This window comes from Hydrogenophaga sp. T66 (assembly GCF_057219855.1).
Genome location: NZ_JBXVVX010000001.1, coordinates 747,688 through 768,812, shown reverse-complemented (window position 1 = coordinate 768,812; position 21,125 = coordinate 747,688). Strand labels below are relative to the sequence as shown.

The window sequence follows — 21,125 nt, the reverse complement described above, 5'->3', positions numbered from 1 at the left end:
CGTGACCCCCGAGCCCACCGCCCCGCCCCAGCCCGACGACGAGCGCCTGTTCGCGCCGGGCGAGGACGGCTCGCCGGCCGCGTGGGCCCGCGCCATGTCGCTGCCGGCCGACGCGGGCCACCGCGACGAGCTGCGCGGCGACAGCGCCAGCGGGCCCAGCGGTCTCAGCCCGCACTGGGCTGACTTCTGGGGCCATGTCGGCGCCGACGGACTGGCCGACCTCGACCGCCGCCACGACCACCTGCAGCGCCTGCTGCGCGACAACGGCGTCACGTACAACGTGTATGCCGACCGCGGTGGCCTGCAGCGCCCCTGGGCGCTCGACCTGCTGCCGATGATCGTGCCGCCGGCCGACTGGGCCGACATTGAGGCGGGCGTGCGCCAGCGCGCCGGCCTGCTCAATGCCGTCATGGGCGACCTGTACGGTCCGCAAACCCTGCTGCGCCGGGGCCTGCTGCCGCCGGCCCTCGTGCAGGGGCACCCCGGCTACCTGCGCGCCCTGCAGGGCACGACCCCGCCGGGCGGCACCTGGCTGCACATCGCGGCCTTCGACCTCGCCCACGGGCCCGACGGCCGCTGGTGGGTCGTGGGCCAGCGCACGCAGGCGCCCTCGGGCCTGGGCTACCTGCTGGAAAACCGCATCGCCATCGCGCGGCAGTTCCCCAAGGCCTTCGCCGGCCTGTCGGTGCAGCGCCTGGCGGCCAGCTACCGCGCGCTGATGGACGGCATCAAGGCCGCCGCCCCCGAAGGCGCCAACGCCCGCATCGCCCTGCTCACCCCGGGCCCGTACAACGAAACCTATTTCGAGCACGCCTACCTGGCCCGCTACCTGGGCCTGACGCTGGTGGAAGGCAACGACCTGACGGTGCGTGACCAGCGCCTGTACCTCAAGACGCTGGGCGGCCTGGAGCCGGTGCACGCGCTCATCAAGCGGCTCGACGACGAATGGCTCGATCCGCTGGAGCTGCGCGCCGACTCCACGCTGGGCGTGCCCGGGCTGCTGCAGGTGCTGCGCGCGGGCAACCTGCTGCTGGCCAACGCGCCGGGCTCGGCGCCGCTGGAATCGCCGGCGATGCTGGGCTTCCTGCCCGGCATCGCGCAGGCGCTGCTCGGCGAACCCCTCAGCCTCCCGGCCCTGACCACTTGGTGGTGCGGCGAGGCCGCGGCCCTGCGCGACGCGCTGCCGTTGCTGCGCGAAGGCGTCATCAAACCCACCTACCCCGGCGGCCGCGACCCGGTCATCGGCCGCCGGCTGGACGAACGCGCGCTCGACGAATGGGCTGGCCGCATCGTGCGCCAGCCCGAGGAGCACACCGTGCAGGCCTGGCTGCCGCTGTCCCAGACGCCCACCTGGAGCGGCGGCCGGCTGGTGCCGCGCGCCGCGCTGCTGCGCGTGTTTGCACTCGCCGACGGTCGTGGCGGCTGGCAGGTCTTGCCCGGCGGTCTGGTGCGACTGGCGCCGCGCGGCCAGCTGGTGGCCGCGATGCAGCGCGGCGGCAGCAGCGCCGATTGCTGGGTGCTCACCGACGGGCCGGTGGACACCACCAGCCTGCTGCAAAGCGCGCCCAGCACGCTGGCGCTGGCGCGCGACCGGCGGCCGGTGACCAGCCGCGCCGCGGAGAACCTGTTCTGGCTCGGTCGTTATACGGAGCGCAGCGAAAACACCGTGCGCCTGGCGCAACTGGCGCTGCAGCACCTGGCCGGCGAAGCGGTGGCCTCGCCCTCGCTGCTGGGCTGGATCGACGCGGTCTGCCGCGAAAACAGCCTGGTGCTGCCCGACGTGCCGGCGGCCAGTCAGTCGGCGCGGGTGTTTGCGCGCGCCCTCATGGCGGGCCTCGCGCCCCCGCCCGACAGCCCGCTGGCCGGCGCCTCGTTCAGCGTCGGCTTCAACCTCGGCGCGCTACGGGCCGCGGCCGCGCAGGTGCGCGAACGCCTGTCGCCGGAACACTGGGGCCTGATCGAACGCGTGCAGGCCGATTTTGGCCGCGCCGCCGGCGCGCTGTCGGGCGATGCCGAGTACGCCCACGCCGAGGCGCTGAGCGCGCTGCAGGCCGCCAGCGAGGGCCTGGCGGCCATCACCGGGGCCCAGACCGACCGCATGGTCCGCGACGACGGCTGGCGGCTGCTGTCCATCGGCCGCCACATCGAGCGCCTCGTGACGCTGTCGCGCGCACTGGCGCTGGGGCTGGAGCACCGCTGCGTGCTCGACGCCGATGGCTTTGAAGCCGTGGTCGCGCTGTTCGACAGCACCATCACCTTCCACGCGCGCTACCAGCAACGCCGCGACCTCGTCGCGCTGGTCGACCTGCTGGTGATCGACCGCGACAACCCCCGGTCGCTGGCCTGGGTGAGCCACACCCTGCGCGCGCGCCTGGCCAAGCTGGCGCAGAGCGCCACGCCGCAGGACGCCGAACTTGCCCTCGCCCTGCCCGACCCCGCGGGCTGGGACATCGCCGCGCTCAGCCAGGGGTGGGGAGACGGCCCGCGCGCGCGCTGGCCCGAGCTCGCCGCCGTGCTCGACGGCTGCGAAGCCGCCGCCATGGCCCTGTCCAACGAAATCACGCGACTGCACTTCAGCCACGCCGACCGCGTCAGCCGCAGCCTGGGAGCCTGAGCGTGGACCTGCGCGTTCACCACCGCACCACCTACCGCTACGGCAGCCCGGTCGACCTGGCGCAGCACGTGCTCCACCTCTCGCCGCCCGACACGCCGCACCAGCGGGTGCTGTCGCACGCGCTGCGCATCGACCCACCGCCGGCCAGCCAGTTCGACCACCGCGACGCCTTCGGCAACCGGCGCGTGCACGTGGCCCTGCAGTCGCCCCACGACACCCTGACCGTGGACGCCGACTCCCGCGTGCTCACGGAACCACCCGGGCCGCTCCCGGCCACCGGACCCGTCGCCGACGTTCCCTGGGAGCTTGCGCGCGACCGGCTGTGCTACCAGGCCGGCGCGCCCCACCACGAGGCCGCCGGTTTCGTGTTTGCGTCCCCCTATGTGCCGCGGGACGACGCCCTGGCCGCTTTCGCGCGCGGCGCGATCGCCCCGGGCCAGCCGCTGCTCGCCGCCGCGCAAGCGCTGATGCGCGCGATCCACGACGGCATGACCTTCGACCCATCCAGCACCGGCGTGAACACCCCTGTGCTGGAGGCGCTGCGCCAGCGCCGCGGTGTCTGCCAGGACTTCGCCCACCTCATGATCGGCGCGTGGCGCAGCCTGGGCCTGCCGGCGCGCTACGTCAGCGGCTACCTGCTCACCGAACCGCCACCGGGGCAAGCGCGGCTGGTCGGCGCCGACGCCTCACACGCCTGGGTGGCCGTGGCCGTGCCCGACGGTGAGGGCAGCAACGCGTGGTTCGATTTCGACCCCACCAACGACCGGTGCGGCGCCGGCAGCCCCGGCGAGGACTACATCACCCTGGCCACCGGGCGCGACTTCGGCGACGTGTCGCCGCTGCGCGGTGTGATCCAGGGCGGCGCCCAGCACACCCTCAGCGTGGCCGTCACCGTCGCCCCCACCGACGCCTTCCCGGCGGACGCGGCCTAGAATCGCCGCTCTTCTGGAGAACCCCATGAGCGTTTACGACCGACTGAAAGAACACGGCATCACCCTGCCGCCCGTGGCCGTGCCGGCCGCCGCCTACGTGCCCTATGTCCAGACCGGTTCCCTGGTCTTTCTCAGCGGCCACATCGCCAAGCGCGATGGCGCCCCGTGGGTCGGCCAGCTCGGCCTGAACATGACCACCGACGAAGGCAAGGCCGCTGCCCGCGCCATCGCCATCGACCTGATGGGCACGCTGCACGCCGCCTGCCAGGCGCAGGGCAAAACGCTCGACGATGTGAAGCGCATCGTCAAGGTCATGAGCCTGGTCAACAGCACGCCGACCTTCACCGAACAGCACCTCGTCACCAACGGCTGCAGCGAGCTGCTCGGCCAGGTGTTTGGCGCCGCCGGCGCCCACGCCCGCAGCGCCTTTGGCGTGGCCCAGATTCCCCTGGGCGCGTGTGTGGAGATCGAACTGATCGCCGAGCTGGGCTGATCGATCCGGCCACCGCGCCAACAACAAGGGCCGCATCTGCGGCCCTTGTTGTTGGTGGGTCAGCCAACTCACTCCACCCGCGTCACGCGGCTCGGCTTGAAGCCCAGATCGGCCGCCTTGCCCTTGCGGCCGCGACCGGCCTTGGCGTTGTTGAGGCTGCGGATCTCCAGCGTCTCGTCGCGCTCCTTGCCGCCCCGGCCGATGCCATCGATCCTCACGCTGCGCGTGTAGGCCGCGGCGCCGGCCAGGGTGTCCTTGGGCTCGAGGTCGATCAGCATCAGCCCGCGGCCACCCTTGTCCATCTGCTTGAGCTCGGCCATCTCGAACGTGAGGATGCGCCCGCCGGTGGAGGCGCAGCACACGTGGGTCGCCGGCACGAGGGGACGGCTGCCGGAGGTGAAGGCCGCGTGCGACGGCGCGCACGGTGACTCGCCCTCGCCCAGGCTGATAAACGTCTTGCCGCCCTTCTGCCGCGAGGTCATCGCCTCCACCGTGGCGAGGAAACCGTAGCCGCCGCTGCTCGACAGCAGCAGCGCGGCGTTGGCCGGGCCGGCGAAGTAATGCAGCGGCTGGGTCCCGCTTTCCAGGTCGATCAGCGTGGTGATCGGCTGGCCATCGCCCCGCGCGCCAGGCAGGCTGGCCACCGGCACCGAGTACACGCGCCCATTGCTGCCGATCACGATCAGCGTGTCCACCGTCCGGCACTCGAAGGTGCCGTACAGGCCGTCGCCGGCCTTGAATGCGAACGCGGCGGCGTCGTGCCCATGACCGCTGCGCGCGCGCACCCAGCCTTTGCTGGAGACGACCACCGTCACCGGCTCATCGACCACCTTGATTTCCGCCACGGCCTTTTTCTCGGCCTGGATCAGCGTGCGGCGCGCGTCGGCGAAGGTCTTGGCATCGGACTCGATCTCCTTGACCATGAGGCGCTTGAGACTCGCCGGATTGGCCAGGATGTCCTCGAGCTTGGCCTGCTCGTCGCGCAGCTCCTTCAACTCCTGCTCGATCTTGATCGCCTCCAGCCGCGCGAGCTGGCGCAGGCGGATCTCCAGAATGTCCTCGGCCTGGCGGTCGCTCAGGCGGAAGCGCTCGATCAGCGCCGCCTTGGGCTCGTCGCTTTGCCGGATGATGGCGATCACCTCGTCGATGTTGAGCAGCACGAGCTGCCGGCCTTCGAGGATGTGGATGCGGTCCAGCACCTTGGCCAGGCGGTGCTGTGAGCGCCGCGTGATGGTGGTCTGGCGAAACGCGATCCATTCCAGCAGCATCTGCCGCAACGACTTCTGCACCGGCCGACCGTCGAGACCGATGACCGTGAGGTTGATCGGCGCCGAGGTTTCCAGGCTGGTGTGCGCCAGCAGCTGCGTGATGAGCTCCTGTTGCTCGATGCGGCTGCTCTTGGGCTCGAACACCAGGCGCACCGGCGCGTCCTTGCTCGACTCGTCGCGCACGCCGTCGAGCACCGCCAGGATGCTGGCCTTGAGCTGGTTCTGATCCTGCGTGAGCGCCTTCTTGCCGGCCTTCACCTTGGGGTTGGTGAGCTCCTCGATCTCTTCGAGCACCTTCTGCGCGCTGGTGCCCGGCGGGAGCTCGGTCACCACCAGCTGCCACTGGCCGCGCGCGAGGTCTTCGATCTTCCAGCGCGCGCGCACCTTCAGACTGCCGCGGCCGGTGCGGTAGGCGTCGGCGATGTCGCTGGCCGGGCTGATGATCTGGCCGCCGCCCGGGTAGTCGGGGCCGGGAATGAGTTCCAGCAGTTCCTGGTCGCCCAGCTTGGGGTTCTTCACCAGCGCCACGCAGGCGTCGGCCACCTCGCGCAGGTTGTGGCTCGGCACTTCGGTGGCCAGGCCCACCGCGATGCCACTGGCGCCGTTGAGCAGGTTGAACGGCAGGCGCGCAGGCAGTTGCTTGGGCTCGGTGGTGGAGCCGTCGTAGTTGGGCACGAAGTCGACCGTGCCCTGATCGATCTCGTCGAGCAGGAGCGTGCTGATCTTCGCCAGCCGCGCCTCGGTGTAACGCATGGCCGCGGCGCCGTCGCCGTCGCGCGAGCCGAAGTTGCCCTGGCCGTCGATCAGCGGGTAGCGCTGCGCGAAGTCCTGCGCCATGCGCACCAGCGCGTCGTAGGCGGCCTGGTCGCCGTGCGGATGGAAGCGACCAAGCACGTCGCCCACCACGCGCGCGCTCTTCACCGGCCGCGCCGCCGTGTTGTTGTTGGGCCCGCCAAAGCTCAGGCCCATGCGCTCCATGCTGTACAGGATGCGCCGCTGCACCGGCTTCTGGCCGTCGCACACGTCGGGCAGCGCACGGCCCTTCACGACCGAGAGCGCGTATTCGAGGTAGGCGCGCTGCGCGTAGCCGGCCAGCGAATCGTCGGGCTCGGCCGGCGACAGCGGCAGTTCGGGGTTGTTCAGGTCACTCATCAGATATCCACTTCGACGCTGTCGCCGTGCAGTTCCATCAGGTCGCGCCGGGCGGCGGCTTCGCCTTTGCCCATCAGCTGGGTGATGCGCGCTTCGGTGGTGGCGAAGTCGTGCGCCCCGAGCGTGACGGGCAGCAGCCGCCGGGTGTCGGGGTTGAGGGTGGTGTCCCAGAGCTGCTCGGCGCTCATCTCGCCCAGGCCCTTGAAGCGGCTGACCTGGCATTTGTCGGCGGCCACGCCTTCCTTCGACGCCTTGTCGAGGATGGCATGCAGTTCGCCCTCGTCAAGCGCGTAGACCTTGGCCGCAGGCTTCTTGCCGCGCGCGGGAATGTCCACCCGAAACAGCGGCGGGCGCGCCACGTACACGTGGCCAGCCTCGATGAGTTTCGGGAAGTGGCGGAAGAACAGCGTGAGCAGCAGCACCTGGATGTGCGAGCCGTCGACGTCCGCGTCGCTCAGGATGCAGACCTTGCCGTAGCGCAAACCAGACAGATCCGGACTGTCCTGTGGGCCGTGCGGGTCGACGCCGATGGCGACCGCGATGTCGTGGATCTCGTTGTTGGCGAACAGGCGGTCGCGCTCGACCTCCCAGGTGTTGAGCACCTTGCCGCGCAGCGGCAGGATGGCCTGGCATTCCTTGTCGCGGCCCATCTTGGCGCTGCCGCCGGCCGAGTCGCCCTCCACCAGAAAGATCTCGTTGTGGCTCAGGTCGCGGCTCTCGCAATCGGTCAGCTTGCCCGGCAGCACGGCCACGCCGCTGCCCTTGCGCTTCTCCACCTTCTGGCCGGCGCGCTGGCGCGTCTGCGCGGCCTTGATCGCCAGTTCGGCGAGCTTCTTGCCGTGCTCCACATGCTGATTCAGCCAGAGCTCCAGCGCCGGTCGCACATAGCTCGACACCAGGCGCACCGCGTCGCGGGAGTTCAGGCGCTCCTTGATCTGGCCCTGGAACTGCGGGTCGAGCACCTTGGCCGACAGCACATACGAGGCGCGCGCAAACACATCCTCGGGCAGCAGCTTCACGCCCTTGGGCAAGAGCGCGTGCAGGTCGATGAAGCTCTTGACCGCCTGGAACAGGCCGTCGCGCAGGCCGCTGTCGTGCGTGCCGCCGGCGCTGGTGGGGATGAGGTTGACGTAACTCTCGCGCACCGGCGCACCGTCTTCGGTGAAGGCCACGCACCAGCCCGCGCCCTCGCCTTCGGCAAAGCTGTCGTGGCCGGCCTCGGCATAGCCCTCGCCCTCAAACAGCGGAATCACCGGCTCGCCGCTCAAGGTCTGCTGCAGGTAATCGCGCAGGCCGCCCTTGTATTGCCAAGTCTGCGTCTCCTTGGTCTTCTCCACCACCAGCTGCATGGTGACGCCGGGCATCAGCACCGCTTTGCTGCGCAGCAGATGGACCAGCTCATTCATCGGCAGCGCCGCGGTCTCGAAGTAGCCCGCGTCGGGCCAGGCGCGCACGGTGGTGCCTTGCTTGCGGTCGCCCTCGCCGCGCGGCGCCACCACCAGCGGCTCAATCACGTCACCGCCGGAGAACGCCAGCCGCGCCACCTGCCCGTCTCGGTGGCTGATCACCTCCAGCCGCTTGGACAGCGCGTTGGTCACGCTCACGCCCACGCCGTGCAGGCCGCCCGAGAAGCTGTAGGCGCCGCCCTTGCCCTTGTCGAACTTGCCGCCCGCGTGCAGGCGGGTGAACACCAGTTCGACCACCGGCGCCTTTTCTTCGGGGTGCAGGCCGAAGGGAATGCCGCGGCCCTCGTCTTCCACGCTCACCGAGCCGTCGGTGTGCAGCGTGACGCGGATCTTCTTGCCGTGGCCCGCCAGCGCTTCGTCCGCGGCGTTGTCGAGCACTTCCTGAATGATGTGCAGCGGGTTGTCGGTGCGGGTGTACATGCCCGGCCGCTGCTTGACCGGCTCCAGCCCCTTGAGGACGCGGATGGAGCCTTCCGAATAGGTGGAGGGGGTGCTTGCCATGGGCGCGGATTGTAGGCGTGGCCCGGGAAAGACTGGATAAAAACCCAGATACCCGCCACCGATGCGCGGCGCCCATCAATCGACCGCGCCGATGGCATGGCCCCCGCCCGCTGGCGACACGCGCATCCCCGTCCCCTTGGGCACAATCGCTGCATGACCGCCTCTCTCCCCACCGCTGCCCGACTGTCGCCCACCCAGGTGCTGCTGTGTGGCGCCCTGATCGTCACCCTGTCGATGGGCATCCGCCACGGCTTCGGCCTGTGGCTCCAACCGATCACGCAAGCCCAGGGCTGGACGCGCGAGAGCTTCGCCTTCGCGATGGCCGTGCAAAACCTGTCCTGGGGCGTTTTCGGCATCTTTGCCGGCATGGCCGCCGACCGCTTCGGGGCGTTCCGCGTGCTGCTGGTGGGCAGTGTGCTGTACGCGCTGGGCCTGTGTGGCATGGCACTGACCACCACGCCGCTGACCTTTGCCCTGACGACCGGCGTGCTCATCGGCGCGGCCCAGGCCGGCACCACCTACGCCGTGATCTACGGGGTGATCGGCCGGCAGATTCCCGCCGAGCGTCGTTCGTGGGCCATGGGCGTGGCGGCCGCCGCCGGCTCGTTCGGCCAGTTCCTGATGGTGCCGCTGGAGGGCCAGCTGATCGGGCAGTTCGGCTGGCAGACCGCGCTGCTGGTGCTGGGGGCGGCGGTGCTGCTGATTGCGCCGCTGGCCATCGGCCTGCGCGAGCCGGGCTTTGTGGGCGGCCAGCCGCCGCGGCGCGAACAGACCATCGCCCAGGCGCTGCGCGAGGCCTTCGGCTACCGCAGCTTCCAGCTGCTGATGGCCGGCTACTTCGTCTGCGGGTTCCAGGTGGTGTTCATCGGCGTGCACATGCCCAGTTACCTCAAGGACAACGGCCTGTCGCCGCAGGTGGCCAGCTACGCGCTGGCGCTGATCGGGCTGTTCAACGTCGTGGGCACTTACGCGGCCGGGGCGCTCGGCCAGCGGCTGGCCAAGCGGCACATCCTGGCGTTCATTTACCTGGCGCGGGCGGTGGCGATCGCGCTCTTCCTCTGGGCACCGCTCACGCCCCTGAGCGTGTACGTGTTTTCTGCCGTGATGGGTCTGCTCTGGCTGTCCACCATCCCGCCGACCAACGCGGTGGTGGCCCAGATCTTTGGCGTGGCCCACCTGTCGATGCTGGGCGGATTTGTGTTCTTCAGCCACCAGATCGGCAGTTTCCTCGGCGTGTGGCTGGGGGGTTTGCTCTACGACCGCACCGGCAGCTACGACATCGTCTGGTACATCGCCATCGCGCTGGGCGTGTTCGCCGCGCTGGTGAACCTGCCGGTGCGTGAGACCGCCATCGCGCGCGCGCCGCGCCCGGCCGGAGCCGCCGCATGAACACGCTCCCGATGCGGCACCGCGTGCTGGCCTGGGCCCTGGCGGCACTCGCCCTGGGCGCCACCGCCACGCTCTACCTGCAGCCCGAGTTCATGCTGGAGATGGCGACCCGCGTGTGGAGCTGTTTCTGATGCACGGCACCGAAGCCCCTTCCGCGTGGGTTCAGCGCTTCGGGCCGTTGATCACGCCCGGCGGTGCGGTGCTCGACGTGGCCAGCGGCCACGGCCGCCACAGCCGCTGGCTGGCCGCGCGCGGCCACCCGGTCACGGCGATTGACCGGGATCCCGCCGCGGTGGCGTCGGTGGCGGCCCTCGGCGCCGGGGTGCGCGCCATCGAAGCCGACATCGAAAACGGCGCATGGCCACTGCCCGGTGACACCTTCGCCGGGCTGGTCGTGACCAACTACCTGTGGCGGCCGCTGCTGCCCACGCTGCTGGCCAGCGTGGCGTCCGGCGGTCTGCTGATTTACGAGACCTTTGGCACCGACCACGCGGCCATCGGCCGCCCGTCGCGCCCCGATTTTTTGCTGCAGCCCGGGGAGTTGCTCCGGGTGTGCGCGGGGTGGCGCGTGCTGGCCTACGAGGACGGTTTCCTCGACGGTCCGCCGCGGTTTGTGCAACGCATCGCCGCCCGCCGCGAAGACCCCGCCCAACCCAGCCCGGCCGAGGGCCGCCGCCTGTGAGCGCCGCGCAGGGCGCTGGGTAGAATGCAGCGTTCCGGGCGACACTGGCGCCGCCCGCGCCCCTCGAGATTTCCCGCATGAAACCCATCACCGGCAGCATCGTGGCCCTGGCCACGCCCCTGCAAGCAGACGGCAGCGTGGACTACCCCACCCTGCGTCGACTCATCGACTGGCACATCGCCGAAGGCACCGATTGCATCGGTGTGGTCGGCACCACGGGCGAGTCGCCCACGGTCAGCGTCGAGGAGCACTGCGAAATCATCCGCGTGTCGGTGGAGCAGGCGGCCAAGCGCGTGCCCATCATGGCCGGCTGCGGCGCCAATTCGACGGCCGAGGCCATCGCACTGGCCAAATTCGCGCGCGAAGTCGGTGCCGACTGCCAGCTGCAGGTCGTGCCCTACTACAACAAGCCCACGCAGGAAGGCCAGTACCAGCATTTCAAGGCCATCGCCGAAGCCACCGGCGACCTGCCGATCGTGCTGTACAACGTGCCCGGCCGCACCGTGGCGGACATGCAGGTCGATACCGTGCTGCGCCTGGCCGAGGTGCCGGGCATCGTCGGCATCAAGGAAGCGACCGGGAACATCGAGCGGGCGCAATGGATCATCCGCGACAAGCCGGCCGGCTTCTCGGTGTATTCGGGCGACGATCCGACCGCCGTGGCGCTGATGCTGTGTGGCGGCCAGGGCAACGTGAGCGTCACGGCGAACATTGCGCCGCGGGCGATGCACGAGCTCTGCGTGGCCGCCATGGCCGGCGACGTGAAGCGCGCCATGGAAATCCAGTTCCAGCTGATGCCCCTGCACAAGCACCTTTTCATCGAAGCCAACCCGATCCCGTTGAAGTGGGCAATGGCCCGCTTGGGCCTGTGCGGCGAAACCATGCGCCTGCCGCTCACGCCGATGTCGCGCCAGCACGTTCCCACCGTCGAAGCAGCGCTGCGCAGCAGCGGTCTGCTGCGCTGAGGCCCCGCTTTTTCACCCACGCCGCCGCGTGCCCCTGCCCATGTCCATGCGTCTGAAGATGAATGCCTCCGCCCGCCGCGCCGCCCGCCTGGGCCTGCTGGCCGCTGTCGCCCTCGCGGCCACCGGCTGCTCGGTGCTGCAGGAAGACAAGATCGACTACAAGAGCGCGCAGCGCGGCAGCACGCTCGACGTGCCGCCCGACCTGACGCAGCTCAACCGGGACAGCCGCTACGCGGTGCCCGGCGGCCCGGTCACCGCCAGCGGCTTCCAGGCCGCCCAGCCGACGCAGGCCACCGCCGCTGCCGGCAGCACCGCCACCAACGCCATCGGCGATGTCCGCATCGAGCGCGCCGGGGCGCAGCGCTGGCTGGTGGTGGACCGCCCGCCGGCCCAGCTGTGGTCGCCGCTGCGCGACTTCTGGCAGGAAAACGGCTTCCTGCTGGAGATCGACCAGGAGCAGCTCGGCATCATGGAGACCGACTGGGCGGAAAACCGCGCGAAGATCCCGCAGGACTTCATCCGCTCGACCATCGGCCGCGTGTTTGACAGCCTGTACTCCACCGGCGAGCGGGACAAGTTCCGCACCCGCCTCGAGCGCAACGCGGCCGGCGGCACCGAGATCTACCTGAGCCACCGGGGCATGATCGAGGTCTACACCAACAACAACACCAAAGACCAGACGGTCTGGCAGCCGCGGCCGGCCGACCCGGAGCTCGAGGCCGAGTTCCTGCGCCGCCTGATGGTCAAGCTTGGCGTCGCCGAGACGCAGGCCCGCGCCGTGGCCGCCACCGCGCCCACCCCGGCCAGCACCCGCATCACCACGGTCAACAACGCCCAGGTGCTGCAGTTCAGCGACAACTTCGACCGCGCGTGGCGTCGGGTGGGCCTGTCGCTGGACCGCACGGGCTTCACCGTGGAAGACCGCAACCGCAGCGAAGGCACCTACTTCGTGCGCTACGTCGAACTCGCGCAGCCGACCGAGAAGCCGGGCTTCCTCAGCCGCCTGTTCAGCAGCACGCCCAAAGCCGAGGCAGCAACCAACCGCTACCGTGTCGTGGTGAAGACCACCGGCAGCGACACCACCGTGTCGGTGCTCAACGCCCAGGGTCAGCCCGACACCTCGCCGGCGGCCGAGCGCATCCTCAAGCTGTTGGCCGACGACCTGCGTTGACCGCGCGGTCACGCCCCCCGCAAAAAGCCGCCCTCGGGCGGCTTTTTTGCGGGGGTGTGCCACTCACAAGCCCAGCGTCGACGCGGGAAACGCCGGACTGGCCTGGGCCCACCAGCGCTCAATGCGCTCCTGGAGGGCGACGCGGCGTTCGGCCAGCGTGGTGGCCACCGCCGTGCCGTGGGTGCGGTCCAGGCGCTCAAAGGTCCAGCCCGGTGTCCACAGGGCGCTGGGCAACTCGCCGGGCGCCGCGTGGCGGCAGGCTCGGGCCTCCACCAGATGGCCCCAGGTGGTGCGCCACTGCACGAAGCGCGGATGCAGTTCGCGCAGGCGCGTGTAGTCGAGGGCCAGGATGCGCAGGTGCCGCCCCTGGGTGGCCCAGGCGTTGAGCGAATCGATCACCGAACGCTCGCCGAGCGGCCAGTCGGCAAAATCGTCGTCGCACAACACGAGCGGCGAGAGCTGCAGCGGCCCGGCCACGGACAAGGCCAGCCGCACCGTTTCTTCAAACGCGTACCGTCCCGACAGGCGCCCCTCCGGCAAGCCCGGCGGCACGGTGTCTTCGGGCCACTCCTGCGGATCGCTCATGCCAGACCTTCCTGCGAATCGTTGGGCGGCTCACGCCACACGGTGAAGCCAGCCCGCATCATGCCAGTCGCCGAGCAAGGCCTGGGCCGCGGCGCTGGCCCGCCGCACTGCGCTGTCGGCCAGTGTGCGCCGGTCGGCCAGCTCGCGCATGAGCCGCGCGTCGGCGCCGCCGGCGCGAAAGCCTTCACCGTTGATGAAGATGTGGTCGCTGTCGTAAACCATGCGGGTGCGCCGGTCCAGCCGCACGGCCCCGGGCTCCCACGCCCGCGTCGGCTCCTCGAACCACACCGACGGCTTGGGCTCCGTCAGCACCTCGCCCAGCGCCAGCGCCAGCGCGCGCGGGTCGGCGGCGAGTCGCTGCACGGCTTCGGTGGCAAAGGCGGTGAGGCCCGCCGGGACGGCCGCCGGCGACCCGGTGGCGGCTTGGCCCGGATCGCGGTAGAGCGTGTCGTCGTCCCAGCCGTCGGCCATGCGCTGCACCAGTTCGGCGGCCAGACCACCGCGCGCCGGGGCGCGAAAGCCGATGGAGCAGGTCATGCAGTCGCCCCCCACGGCGTCGCCGTCGTGCGCCCAGCGCGGCGGGAGGTACAGCAGGTCACCGGGCTCGAGCACGTGCTCCTCCTCGGGCTCGAAATGGCGCAGGATCTTCAGCGGCACATCCGGCTGCAGGCTGAGGTCCCGCTGGCGGCCGATGCGCCAGCGACGGCGTCCGGCGACCTGGAGCAAAAACACGTCGTAGCTGTCGAAATGCGGCCCCACGCCGCCGCCATCGCTGGCCCAGGAGATCATGAGGTCGTCAAGGCGGGCGTCGGGGACAAAACGGAAGCGCTGCAGCAGGGCGTGCGCCGCCTCGTCGTGCAGGTCCACGCCTTGCACCAGCAAGGTCCAGCCCGGCCGGCTCAGGGGCGGCAGCCGGCGCCGCGGCCACGGGCCGTGTCGCAAGGTCCAGCCTGCGGCGGAGCGCGCCACCAGCCGCGACTCCACGCCCTCGCGCGCGGCCAAGTCAAACAAGGCCGGTCGGGACAACGGCGGCTGCACACCCGGCATCGCCTGGCGCACCAGCAGCGGCTTCTTCTGCCAGTGGCGCTTCATGAACCGGTCGGGAGACAAGCCGCCCAGCAAGGCCAGGGGCGCGTCGATGGCGGGCGGCGAAATCGGGGCATCGGTCATGGGAGAATTGTCGGATGAAAAGCGCTTCCGACGACGCCCCCGTCATCACGCCGCAGTGCGTGGTCGCCCTCACCTGGACCCTGAAGGACACGCTCGGGGAGACGCTCGACGAACTCGACGAGCCGGTGGAGTTTCTGGTCGGCGGGAACGACCTGCTGGCCAAGATCGAGGAGGCCCTGCAGGGCCACCAGGCCGGCGCCACGCTGGACCTGCACCTCGAACCCACCGACGCGTTTGGCGACTACGACGACCGCCTGCTGTTTCTGGAGCCCCGCGACCGCTTTCCCGCCGAGCTGGAAGAAGGCATGGGATTTGAGGGCCTGCCGCCCGGCTGTAACCCGGCCGCACCGCGCGACCGCCTGTTCTTCGTGAGCGACATCTACCCGGACCACGTGGTCATGGACGGCAACCACCCGCTGGCGGGGATCGCCATCCGCATCCGGCTGAAGGTGCACGCGGTGCGTGAAGCGACTGAAGAAGAGGTGGGCGCCGGCACGCTGGGGACCGGCTTCTTCCGCACGCAGCTCGATGGCGGCAGCGCGGGCGACGAACCCGGCCCGCGACCGACCCTGCACTGAGAGGCGAGCGGCGCTCAGCCGCGGCCGGTGGAGCCGTAGCCGCCGCTGCCGCGCTCGCTGGCGGTGGCGAACTCGTTCACCACTTGGAAGCGCGCCTGCACGACCGGCACGATGACCAGCTGCGCGATGCGCTCCATCGGCTGGATGGTGAACGCCACATCGCTGCGGTTCCAGGCGCTGACCATCAGCTGGCCCTGGTAATCGCTGTCGATCAGGCCCACCAGGTTGCCCAGCACGATGCCGTGTTTGTGACCGAGCCCCGAGCGCGGCAGGATCAGCGCCGCGTACCCCGGGTCGGCGAGGTGCACGGCCAGCCCGGTGGGCACGAGCTGCCACGCGTTGGGACCGAGCGTGAGCGGCTCGTCCAGGCAGGCGCGCAGGTCAAGCCCGGCGCTGCCCGGCGTGGCGTAAGCCGGCAGCTGGTCGGCCATCCGGGCATCGATCACCTTGACGTCCACCAGCATCGCCCGCTCCTTCACTTGCCCGCGTCTTTCTTGAGTGCGTCCATCAGCGCCTTGGCGGGATCGTCTTCCTCGGCCGCCGGCGGTGCCGGCATGCCGGGCGTGGCGCCCTCGCCTTCCTTGGCGCCCTCGCCTTCGGCCGGGGCCTCGCCCTCGGCCGGCTCGTCCATCTCCATGCCCGGCAGGTTGTTGAGCATGTCGCGGACCGCCGCGTCGTCCACCACCACCGGCTTGTCGATGTGACCCGTGACCAGCGTGGGGTTGAAGACCACCACCGCCACCATGATGAGCTGCAGGATGATGAAGGCGATCGATCCCTTGTAGATCTGCGCCGTGGTGACCGCCGGGATGCGCTTCTTGGTGACCGCATCCGTGTAGTCCTCGCGCGCGGCGACGCTGCGCAGGTAGAACAGCGCGAAGCCAAACGGCGGGGTCAGGAACGAGGTCTGCAGGTTCATCGCCAGGATCACGCCGAACCAGATCAGGTCGATGTCCAGGCTCTGCGCCACCGGGGCCAGCAGCGGCACGACGATGAAGGCGATCTCGAAGAAGTCGATGAACATGCCCAGGATGAACACCAGCAGGTTCACCACCAGCAGGAAGCCCATCTGGCCACCGGGCAGCTTGTCGAACAGGTGCTCGACCCAGAAGTGGCCGTCCGCGGCGTTGAAGGTGAAGCTGAACACGGTGGAGCCGACCAGGATGAACATCACGAAGATGGACAGCTTGGTGCTGTTCTCCAGGGCCTGCTTGAGCAGGTTGAAGCTCAGGCTGCGGCGGCCGGCGGCCATCAGCAGCGCACCCAGCGCGCCCATCGCGCCGCCTTCGGTGGGCGTGGCGATGCCCAGGAAGATCGTGCCCAGCACCAGGAAGATCAGCACCAGCGGCGGGATCAGCACGAAGGTGACCTGCTCGGCCAGCTTGGACAGCAGGCCGAGCTTGAACAGCCGGTTCACCAGGGCGAGGCCCAGCGCGAGGAACGAGCCGACCGTGATCGACATGATCAGCACTTCATCGCCCGGGGCGGTGCCTTCGCGGCCGGTCAGCGGGTTGATCACCGACTCGTGCACCTGCGACCAGGCGTAGCTGGCCAGGGCACACACGATGAAGAGCACCAGCAACGAACGGTGCCCGCTGGCGCCGTTGGCCTCGTTGTAGATTCGCGCCTCGGGCGGCAGCGCCGGCACCCAGGAGGGCCGGAGGATTGCCACGGCGGCGATGAAGGCCAGGTACAGACCCACGAGCATCAAGCCCGGGATCAGGGCGCCGGCGTACATGTCGCCAACCGAGCGGCCGAGCTGGTCGGCCAGCACGATCAGCACCAGCGAGGGCGGAATGGCCTGGGCCAGCGTTCCGGAGGCGGTGATGGTGCCGGTGGCGATCGTGCGGTTGTAGCCGTAGCGCAGCATGATCGGCAGCGAGATCAGGCCCATGCTGATCACCGCCGCGGCCACCACGCCGGTCGTGGCCGCCAAGAGCGCACCCACCAGCACCACCGCGACCGCCAGACCGCCGCGCACCGGACCAAACACCTGCGCCACGGTGGACAGCAGATCTTCGGCCATGCGGCTGCGCTCCAGGATGATGCCCATGAGCGTGAAGAAGGGGATCGCCAGCAGGGTGTCGTTCTGCATGATGGCGAACACCCGCTGCGGCAGCACCTGGAACAGCGTCGGCTGGAACAGGCCGACCTCCATGCCGATGAAGCCAAAGAACAAGCCGGTGGCGGCGAGCGCGAAGGCGACCGGGAAGCCGGTGAGCAGGAACACCAGCAGGCCCGCGAACATCAGCGGGACGAATTGGGCAGCGATGAATTCAGCCATGTCACTTCACCCCTTGGGCGGCTTGCTGTTCCTGGCGGATCAGCTCGGCCAGGCGTTCTTCTTCGGTCGGGCCGTCCTGCGGCGCCAGGGCGTCGGGGCCCTGGCCGGTGAGGAAAGCGAACCGCTTGATGAGTTCGGAGATGCCCTGCAGCAGCAGGATGGCGAAGCCCAGCGGCACCATCAGGTAGACCGGCCAGCGGATCAGTCCACCGGCGTTGGAGGACATCTCGCCGGTCTCCCACGCGTTCTGGAAGAGCGGCCAGCCCAGCGTGATCATGAGGTAGCACAGCGGTGCCAGGAACACGACGATGCCCACCACGTCCACCCAGTTGCGGGTGCGCGCACTGAACTTCGAAGACACGAAATCGATGCGCACGTGGGCGTTGCACAAGAAGGCGTACCCGGCGCCAAGCGTGAACACCGCGGCGAACACGTACCACTGGATCTCGAGCCAGGCGTTGGAGCTGGTGCCGAACACCTTGCGAACGATGGCGTTGCCAGCGCTGATGAGGGTGACGATCAGGATCAACCACATCGACAACTGGCCAATGCCGCGGTTGAGGGCGTCGATGAGTCGACTGATCCGGAGCAGGAAGGACATGGAGGTCTCCAGGCGACGGGAACAAAACCCGGCAGTCTAGCCGGGCGGGCGGGCGCCAGCCTGTTCAAACGCTGACGGCGCGCCGTGCACAAAAAACCCCGCCGGGGCGGGGTGTGGAAGTCGTCGGACCGTGGCTGGATTACAGCTTGGCCGACTGCATGTAGCGGTCGTAGGTCGCCTCGGCGAAGCGGAACCACAGGTTCTGGTCGCGGCGGAAGTTGGAATAGTCGGTGTAGATCTTCTTCCAGTTGGCGTTGGTGTTGCCGATCTCGCTGTACAGCGCCATGGCCTGCTTGAAGGCCTCGTCCATCACCGGCTTGGGGAAAGCCAGCACCTTGGCGCCACCGGCGACCAGGCGCTTGAGGGCGGCCGGGTTGCGGGCGTCGTACATGGCCTGCATGGTGGTGTGGGCGTGCGATGCCGCCACTTCCACGATGGCCTTGTTCTCGGCCGACAGCGCGTTGAACGCGGCCTTGTTGATGTAGAAGTCGAGCTGGGCGCCGCCTTCCCAGAAACCGGGGTAGTAGTAGTTCTTGGCGACCTTCTGGAAGCCCAGCTTCTCGTCGTCGTACGGTCCGATCCACTCGGTCGCGTCGATGGTGCCCTTCTCCAGCGCCTGGTAGATCTCGCCACCGGGGATGTTTTGCGGCACGACGCCCATGCGGCTGAGCACCTTGCCGGCGAAGCCACCCATGCGGAACTTCAGGCCCTTGAGGTCGGCCGGGGTCTTGATTTCCTTGCGGAACCAGCCGCCCATCTGCGCGCCGGTGTTGCCGCCGGGGAAGTTCACGATGTTGTACTGGTCGTAGAACTCGCGGAACAGCTTCAGGCCGTTGCCTTCGTAGAACCAGGCGGTCAGCTGGCGGCTGTTCAGGCCGAAGGGAATCGCGGTGCCGAGGGCGAAGGCGTCATCCTTGCCGAAGTAGTAGTACGGGGCGGTGTGACCGGCTTCAACGGTACCGGCCTGCACGGCGTCGACCACGCCGAAGGCGGGCACGAGTTCGCCGGGGGCGTGCACGGTGACGCTGAACTTTCCGCCGGTCATCTCATTGACCTTCTTGGCGAACACGTCGGCCGCGCCGTGGATGGTGTCCAGCGCCTTGGGGAAGCTGGAGGTCAGGCGCCAGCGGATGGCGGCCTGGGCGTGCACGGCGGGTGCGGCGCCAGCGGCCAGCACGCCGGCAATGCCCGCGTGCTTGATGAGGGAACGACGATCCATGTGGTGAGCTCCGTGGTTGTTGAACGCCGGCGCGAGCCGGCGCGTGTCGGGTGAGAACCGGAGTCTAGGAAGCGGGGGTATCCCTCGAATCGGGGGTTACCCGGAAAACGCCATCGCGTTCAGGGAATTGCAAGCTTCGCCGGGCACGCCGGCGCCGCCCGCTCAGGCAACGATTTTCAGGCCGGCGGCGTCGATCACGTCGCCGAAACGCGCCCGCACCGCGCGCTCGATGCCGGCCGCGTCGAGCCCGACACCGGCAAGCAGCTTGGCCGGGTCGCCGTGTTCGATGAACTGGTCGGGCAGCCCGAGGGTGAGCACCGGCCGCTCCAGCCGCTCGGCCTGCAGCGCTTCCAGCACCGCGGCGCCAGCGCCACCGGGCAGGCAGCCTTCTTCGACCGTGACCAGCGCGGCGTGGCGCTGGGCGATGTCGCGCAGCAGCTCAACGTCCAGCGGTTTGGCCCAGCGCATGTTCACCACCGTGGCGCCCAGCGCTTCGGCGGCCGCCAGGGCCGGGTAGAGCAAGGTGCCAAAGGCGAGGATGGCCACGCCGCGGCCGTTGCGCCGCACCTCACCGCGGCCGAAGGGCAGCGGTTGCAGATCGGCGGCCGGCACTGTGCCGACGCCGGCGCCGCGCGGGTAGCGCACCGCGACCGGGTGGTTTTCGTGGAAGGCGGTGGTCAGCAGCTGGCGGCACTCGGCTTCGTCGGCCGGACAGGCCACGGAGACGTTGGGAATGCAGCGCAGGTAGGCGATGTCGTAGTTGCCGGCGTGGGTGGCGCCGTCGGCGCCGACCAGTCCCGCGCGGTCGAGCGCGAACACGACCGGCAGGTTCTGCAGGGCCACGTCGTGGATCAGCTGGTCATAGGCGCGCTGCAGGAAGGTGGAATAGATCGCCACCACCGGCTTGAGACCTTCGCAGGCCATGCCCGCGGCGAAGGTGACGGCGTGTTGCTCGGCGATGCCCACGTCGTGGTAGCGATCGGGGAAGCGCTTGTGGAACTCGACCATGCCGGAGCCTTCGCGCATGGCCGGCGTGATGCCGACCAGACGGGGGTCGGCCTCGGCCATGTCGCACAACCATTTGCCGAACACCTGGGTGAACGTGGTCTTGGGCGGCGTGGCGGGCTTGACGATGCCCACCGCGGGGTCGAAGGTGCCCGGGCCGTGGTAGGCGATCGGGTCGGCCTCGGCGAGCTTGTAGCCCTGTCCCTTTTTGGTGACCACGTGCAGGAACTGCGGACCGGCATCGGTGTCCAGCAGGTGGCGGATGTTCTCCAGCGTGGGGATCAGCGAGTCGAGGTCGTGGCCGTCGATGGGGCCGATGTAATTGAAGCCGAACTTCTCGAACAGCGTGGCCGGCACGACCATGCCCTTGGCGTGTTCCTCCAGCCGCTTGGCCAGCTCGAACAGCGGCGGCGCGCCCTTGAGAACCTGCTTGCCCACGCTCTTGGCCGCGGCGTAGAACTGCCCGCTCATGAGCTGGGCCAGGTAACGGTTGAGCGCGCCCACCGGGGGCGAGATCGACATGTCGTTGTCGTTGAGCACCACGAGCAGCCGGCCGTGGGCAACGCCCGCGTTGTTCAGCGCCTCAAAGGCCATGCCGGCGGTCATGGCGCCGTCGCCGATGATGGCCACCGAGCGGCGGTCGGAGCCTTGCTGGCGGGCGGCCAGGGCCATGCCGAGGGCGGCGGAAATGCTGGTGGACGAATGCGCGGTGCCGAAGGTGTCGTACGGGCTTTCGTCGCGGCGCGGGAAGCCGCTGAGCCCGCCCAGCTGGCGCAGCGTGTGCATGCGATCGCGGCGGCCGGTGAGGATCTTGTGCGGGTAGGTCTGGTGGCCCACGTCCCACACCAGCCGGTCATCCGGCGTGTTGAACACGTAGTGCAAGGCCACGGTGAGCTCGACCGTGCCCAGGTTGGAGCTGAGGTGGCCGCCGGTGCGGGCCACGCTTTCCAGCAAAAACTGGCGAAGTTCCTGGGCCAGCGGCAACAGCTGGTGGCGCGGCAGGCGGCGCAGGTCGGCGGGGGAATCGATGGTGGCCAGCAAGGAGCTCAT

At 69.6% G+C, this 21,125-nt stretch carries 18 protein-coding genes; 9 read left to right on the top strand and 9 right to left on the bottom strand.

Annotated elements, in window-relative coordinates:
• Position 1 precedes the first annotated feature (1 nt).
• From AC2D80_RS03570 to AC2D80_RS03560, 3 genes are read left to right on the top strand one after another with little or no spacing between them, the layout of a single operon-like run.
• Positions 2 to 2,614: a circularly permuted type 2 ATP-grasp protein gene (locus AC2D80_RS03570; RefSeq protein ID WP_484631601.1), complete on the top strand. Its 2,613-nt coding sequence runs from the start codon at positions 2 to 4 to the stop codon at positions 2,612 to 2,614.
• A gap of 2 nt (positions 2,615 to 2,616) precedes the next feature.
• Positions 2,617 to 3,546 carry a transglutaminase family protein gene (locus AC2D80_RS03565; protein WP_484631600.1) on the top strand — a complete coding sequence of 310 codons (930 nt, stop codon included), beginning with the start codon at positions 2,617 to 2,619 and terminating at the stop codon, positions 3,544 to 3,546.
• Between the two features lie 25 nt (positions 3,547 to 3,571).
• Positions 3,572 to 4,039 carry a RidA family protein gene (locus AC2D80_RS03560; RefSeq protein ID WP_484631599.1) on the top strand — a complete coding sequence of 156 codons (468 nt, stop codon included), beginning with the start codon at positions 3,572 to 3,574 and terminating at the stop codon, positions 4,037 to 4,039.
• 68 nt (positions 4,040 to 4,107) lie between these two features.
• Here the strand turns inward: AC2D80_RS03560 and parC are convergent, their stop codons facing one another.
• Together parC and AC2D80_RS03550 are read right to left on the bottom strand one after the other, a co-directional pair.
• The gene (parC, locus tag AC2D80_RS03555; protein ID WP_484631598.1) at positions 4,108 to 6,459 is read right to left on the bottom strand and encodes a DNA topoisomerase IV subunit A; all 2,352 of its coding nucleotides are present in this window, start codon (positions 6,457 to 6,459) and stop codon (positions 4,108 to 4,110) included.
• Complete coding sequence (locus AC2D80_RS03550; protein WP_484631597.1) at positions 6,459 to 8,426, bottom strand: DNA topoisomerase IV subunit B; 1,968 nt, start codon at positions 8,424 to 8,426, stop codon at positions 6,459 to 6,461. The genes parC and AC2D80_RS03550 overlap by 1 nt, the downstream gene beginning before the upstream one ends.
• A gap of 153 nt (positions 8,427 to 8,579) precedes the next feature.
• Between AC2D80_RS03550 and AC2D80_RS03545 the strand changes: the two genes are divergently transcribed.
• The 5 genes from AC2D80_RS03545 to bamC all read left to right on the top strand — a co-directional run bounded on the left by AC2D80_RS03545 (position 8,580) and on the right by bamC (position 12,633).
• Positions 8,580 to 9,815 carry an MFS transporter gene (locus tag AC2D80_RS03545; RefSeq protein ID WP_484631596.1) on the top strand — a complete coding sequence of 412 codons (1,236 nt, stop codon included), beginning with the start codon at positions 8,580 to 8,582 and terminating at the stop codon, positions 9,813 to 9,815.
• On the top strand, positions 9,812 to 9,946 hold the full coding sequence (locus tag AC2D80_RS03540) for a hypothetical protein (protein ID WP_484631595.1): 135 nt from the start codon (positions 9,812 to 9,814) through the stop codon (positions 9,944 to 9,946). Before AC2D80_RS03545 ends, AC2D80_RS03540 begins: the two co-directional genes overlap by 4 nt.
• Positions 9,946 to 10,497, top strand: a complete 552-nt coding sequence (locus AC2D80_RS03535; RefSeq protein WP_484631594.1) for a class I SAM-dependent methyltransferase — start codon at positions 9,946 to 9,948, stop codon at positions 10,495 to 10,497. Before AC2D80_RS03540 ends, AC2D80_RS03535 begins: the two co-directional genes overlap by 1 nt.
• Positions 10,498 to 10,574: 77 nt before the next feature.
• A complete protein-coding gene (dapA, locus tag AC2D80_RS03530; RefSeq protein ID WP_484631593.1) occupies positions 10,575 to 11,462 on the top strand; it encodes a 4-hydroxy-tetrahydrodipicolinate synthase in 888 nt (295 codons plus the stop codon).
• Positions 11,463 to 11,520: 58 nt separating this feature from the next.
• Positions 11,521 to 12,633, top strand: coding sequence for an outer membrane protein assembly factor BamC (gene bamC / locus AC2D80_RS03525; RefSeq protein WP_484632637.1), 1,113 nt, complete (start codon positions 11,521 to 11,523; stop codon positions 12,631 to 12,633).
• 63 nt (positions 12,634 to 12,696) lie between these two features.
• Here bamC and AC2D80_RS03520 read toward each other — a convergent pair whose 3' ends face one another.
• Positions 12,697 to 13,218 (bottom strand): hypothetical protein, encoded by a 522-nt coding sequence (locus AC2D80_RS03520; RefSeq protein ID WP_484631592.1) that lies wholly within the window; start codon positions 13,216 to 13,218, stop codon positions 12,697 to 12,699.
• Between the two features lie 30 nt (positions 13,219 to 13,248).
• Positions 13,249 to 14,388 (bottom strand): JmjC domain-containing protein, encoded by a 1,140-nt coding sequence (locus AC2D80_RS03515; protein ID WP_484631591.1) that lies wholly within the window; start codon positions 14,386 to 14,388, stop codon positions 13,249 to 13,251.
• 14 nt (positions 14,389 to 14,402) lie between these two features.
• Between AC2D80_RS03515 and AC2D80_RS03510 the strand changes: the two genes are divergently transcribed.
• Complete coding sequence (locus AC2D80_RS03510; protein WP_484631590.1) at positions 14,403 to 14,966, top strand: FKBP-type peptidyl-prolyl cis-trans isomerase; 564 nt, start codon at positions 14,403 to 14,405, stop codon at positions 14,964 to 14,966.
• Between the two features lie 14 nt (positions 14,967 to 14,980).
• On the opposite strand, the gene dut is transcribed toward AC2D80_RS03510, so the two are convergent.
• The 5 genes from dut to dxs form a co-directional block, all read right to left on the bottom strand.
• Positions 14,981 to 15,430 (bottom strand): dUTP diphosphatase, encoded by a 450-nt coding sequence (gene dut, locus AC2D80_RS03505; RefSeq protein ID WP_484631589.1) that lies wholly within the window; start codon positions 15,428 to 15,430, stop codon positions 14,981 to 14,983.
• Between the two features lie 11 nt (positions 15,431 to 15,441).
• Entirely contained in the window at positions 15,442 to 17,250 is a 1,809-nt protein-coding gene (locus AC2D80_RS03500; RefSeq protein WP_484631588.1) for a TRAP transporter large permease, read from the bottom strand.
• Position 17,251: 1 nt separating this feature from the next.
• Complete coding sequence (locus AC2D80_RS03495) at positions 17,252 to 17,851, bottom strand: TRAP transporter small permease subunit (protein WP_484631587.1); 600 nt, start codon at positions 17,849 to 17,851, stop codon at positions 17,252 to 17,254.
• Positions 17,852 to 17,990: 139 nt separating this feature from the next.
• The gene (locus tag AC2D80_RS03490; protein WP_484631586.1) at positions 17,991 to 19,070 is read right to left on the bottom strand and encodes a TRAP transporter substrate-binding protein; all 1,080 of its coding nucleotides are present in this window, start codon (positions 19,068 to 19,070) and stop codon (positions 17,991 to 17,993) included.
• A 162-nt stretch (positions 19,071 to 19,232) separates the two neighbouring features.
• Positions 19,233 to 21,125 (bottom strand): 1-deoxy-D-xylulose-5-phosphate synthase, encoded by a 1,893-nt coding sequence (gene dxs / locus AC2D80_RS03485; protein ID WP_484631585.1) that lies wholly within the window; start codon positions 21,123 to 21,125, stop codon positions 19,233 to 19,235.

What these genes read in the sequence shown, in the direction of transcription:
- AC2D80_RS03560 (WP_484631599.1), top strand. Translation starts at nt 3,572, where the DNA reads ATGAGCGTTTACGACCGACTGAAAGAACACGGCATCACCCTGCCGCCC.
- parC (WP_484631598.1), bottom strand. Translation starts at nt 6,459, where the DNA reads ATGAGTGACCTGAACAACCCCGAACTGCCGCTGTCGCCGGCCGAGCCC.
- AC2D80_RS03550 (WP_484631597.1), bottom strand. Translation starts at nt 8,426, where the DNA reads ATGGCAAGCACCCCCTCCACCTATTCGGAAGGCTCCATCCGCGTCCTC.
- AC2D80_RS03545 (WP_484631596.1), top strand. Translation starts at nt 8,580, where the DNA reads ATGACCGCCTCTCTCCCCACCGCTGCCCGACTGTCGCCCACCCAGGTG.
- AC2D80_RS03540 (WP_484631595.1), top strand. Translation starts at nt 9,812, where the DNA reads ATGAACACGCTCCCGATGCGGCACCGCGTGCTGGCCTGGGCCCTGGCG.
- AC2D80_RS03535 (WP_484631594.1), top strand. Translation starts at nt 9,946, where the DNA reads ATGCACGGCACCGAAGCCCCTTCCGCGTGGGTTCAGCGCTTCGGGCCG.
- dapA (WP_484631593.1), top strand. Translation starts at nt 10,575, where the DNA reads ATGAAACCCATCACCGGCAGCATCGTGGCCCTGGCCACGCCCCTGCAA.
- bamC (WP_484632637.1), top strand. Translation starts at nt 11,521, where the DNA reads ATGAATGCCTCCGCCCGCCGCGCCGCCCGCCTGGGCCTGCTGGCCGCT.
- AC2D80_RS03520 (WP_484631592.1), bottom strand. Translation starts at nt 13,218, where the DNA reads ATGAGCGATCCGCAGGAGTGGCCCGAAGACACCGTGCCGCCGGGCTTG.
- AC2D80_RS03515 (WP_484631591.1), bottom strand. Translation starts at nt 14,388, where the DNA reads ATGACCGATGCCCCGATTTCGCCGCCCGCCATCGACGCGCCCCTGGCC.
- AC2D80_RS03510 (WP_484631590.1), top strand. Translation starts at nt 14,403, where the DNA reads ATGAAAAGCGCTTCCGACGACGCCCCCGTCATCACGCCGCAGTGCGTG.
- dut (WP_484631589.1), bottom strand. Translation starts at nt 15,430, where the DNA reads ATGCTGGTGGACGTCAAGGTGATCGATGCCCGGATGGCCGACCAGCTG.
- AC2D80_RS03500 (WP_484631588.1), bottom strand. Translation starts at nt 17,250, where the DNA reads ATGGCTGAATTCATCGCTGCCCAATTCGTCCCGCTGATGTTCGCGGGC.
- AC2D80_RS03495 (WP_484631587.1), bottom strand. Translation starts at nt 17,851, where the DNA reads ATGTCCTTCCTGCTCCGGATCAGTCGACTCATCGACGCCCTCAACCGC.
- AC2D80_RS03490 (WP_484631586.1), bottom strand. Translation starts at nt 19,070, where the DNA reads ATGGATCGTCGTTCCCTCATCAAGCACGCGGGCATTGCCGGCGTGCTG.
- dxs (WP_484631585.1), bottom strand. Translation starts at nt 21,125, where the DNA reads ATGAGCTCCTTGCTGGCCACCATCGATTCCCCCGCCGACCTGCGCCGC.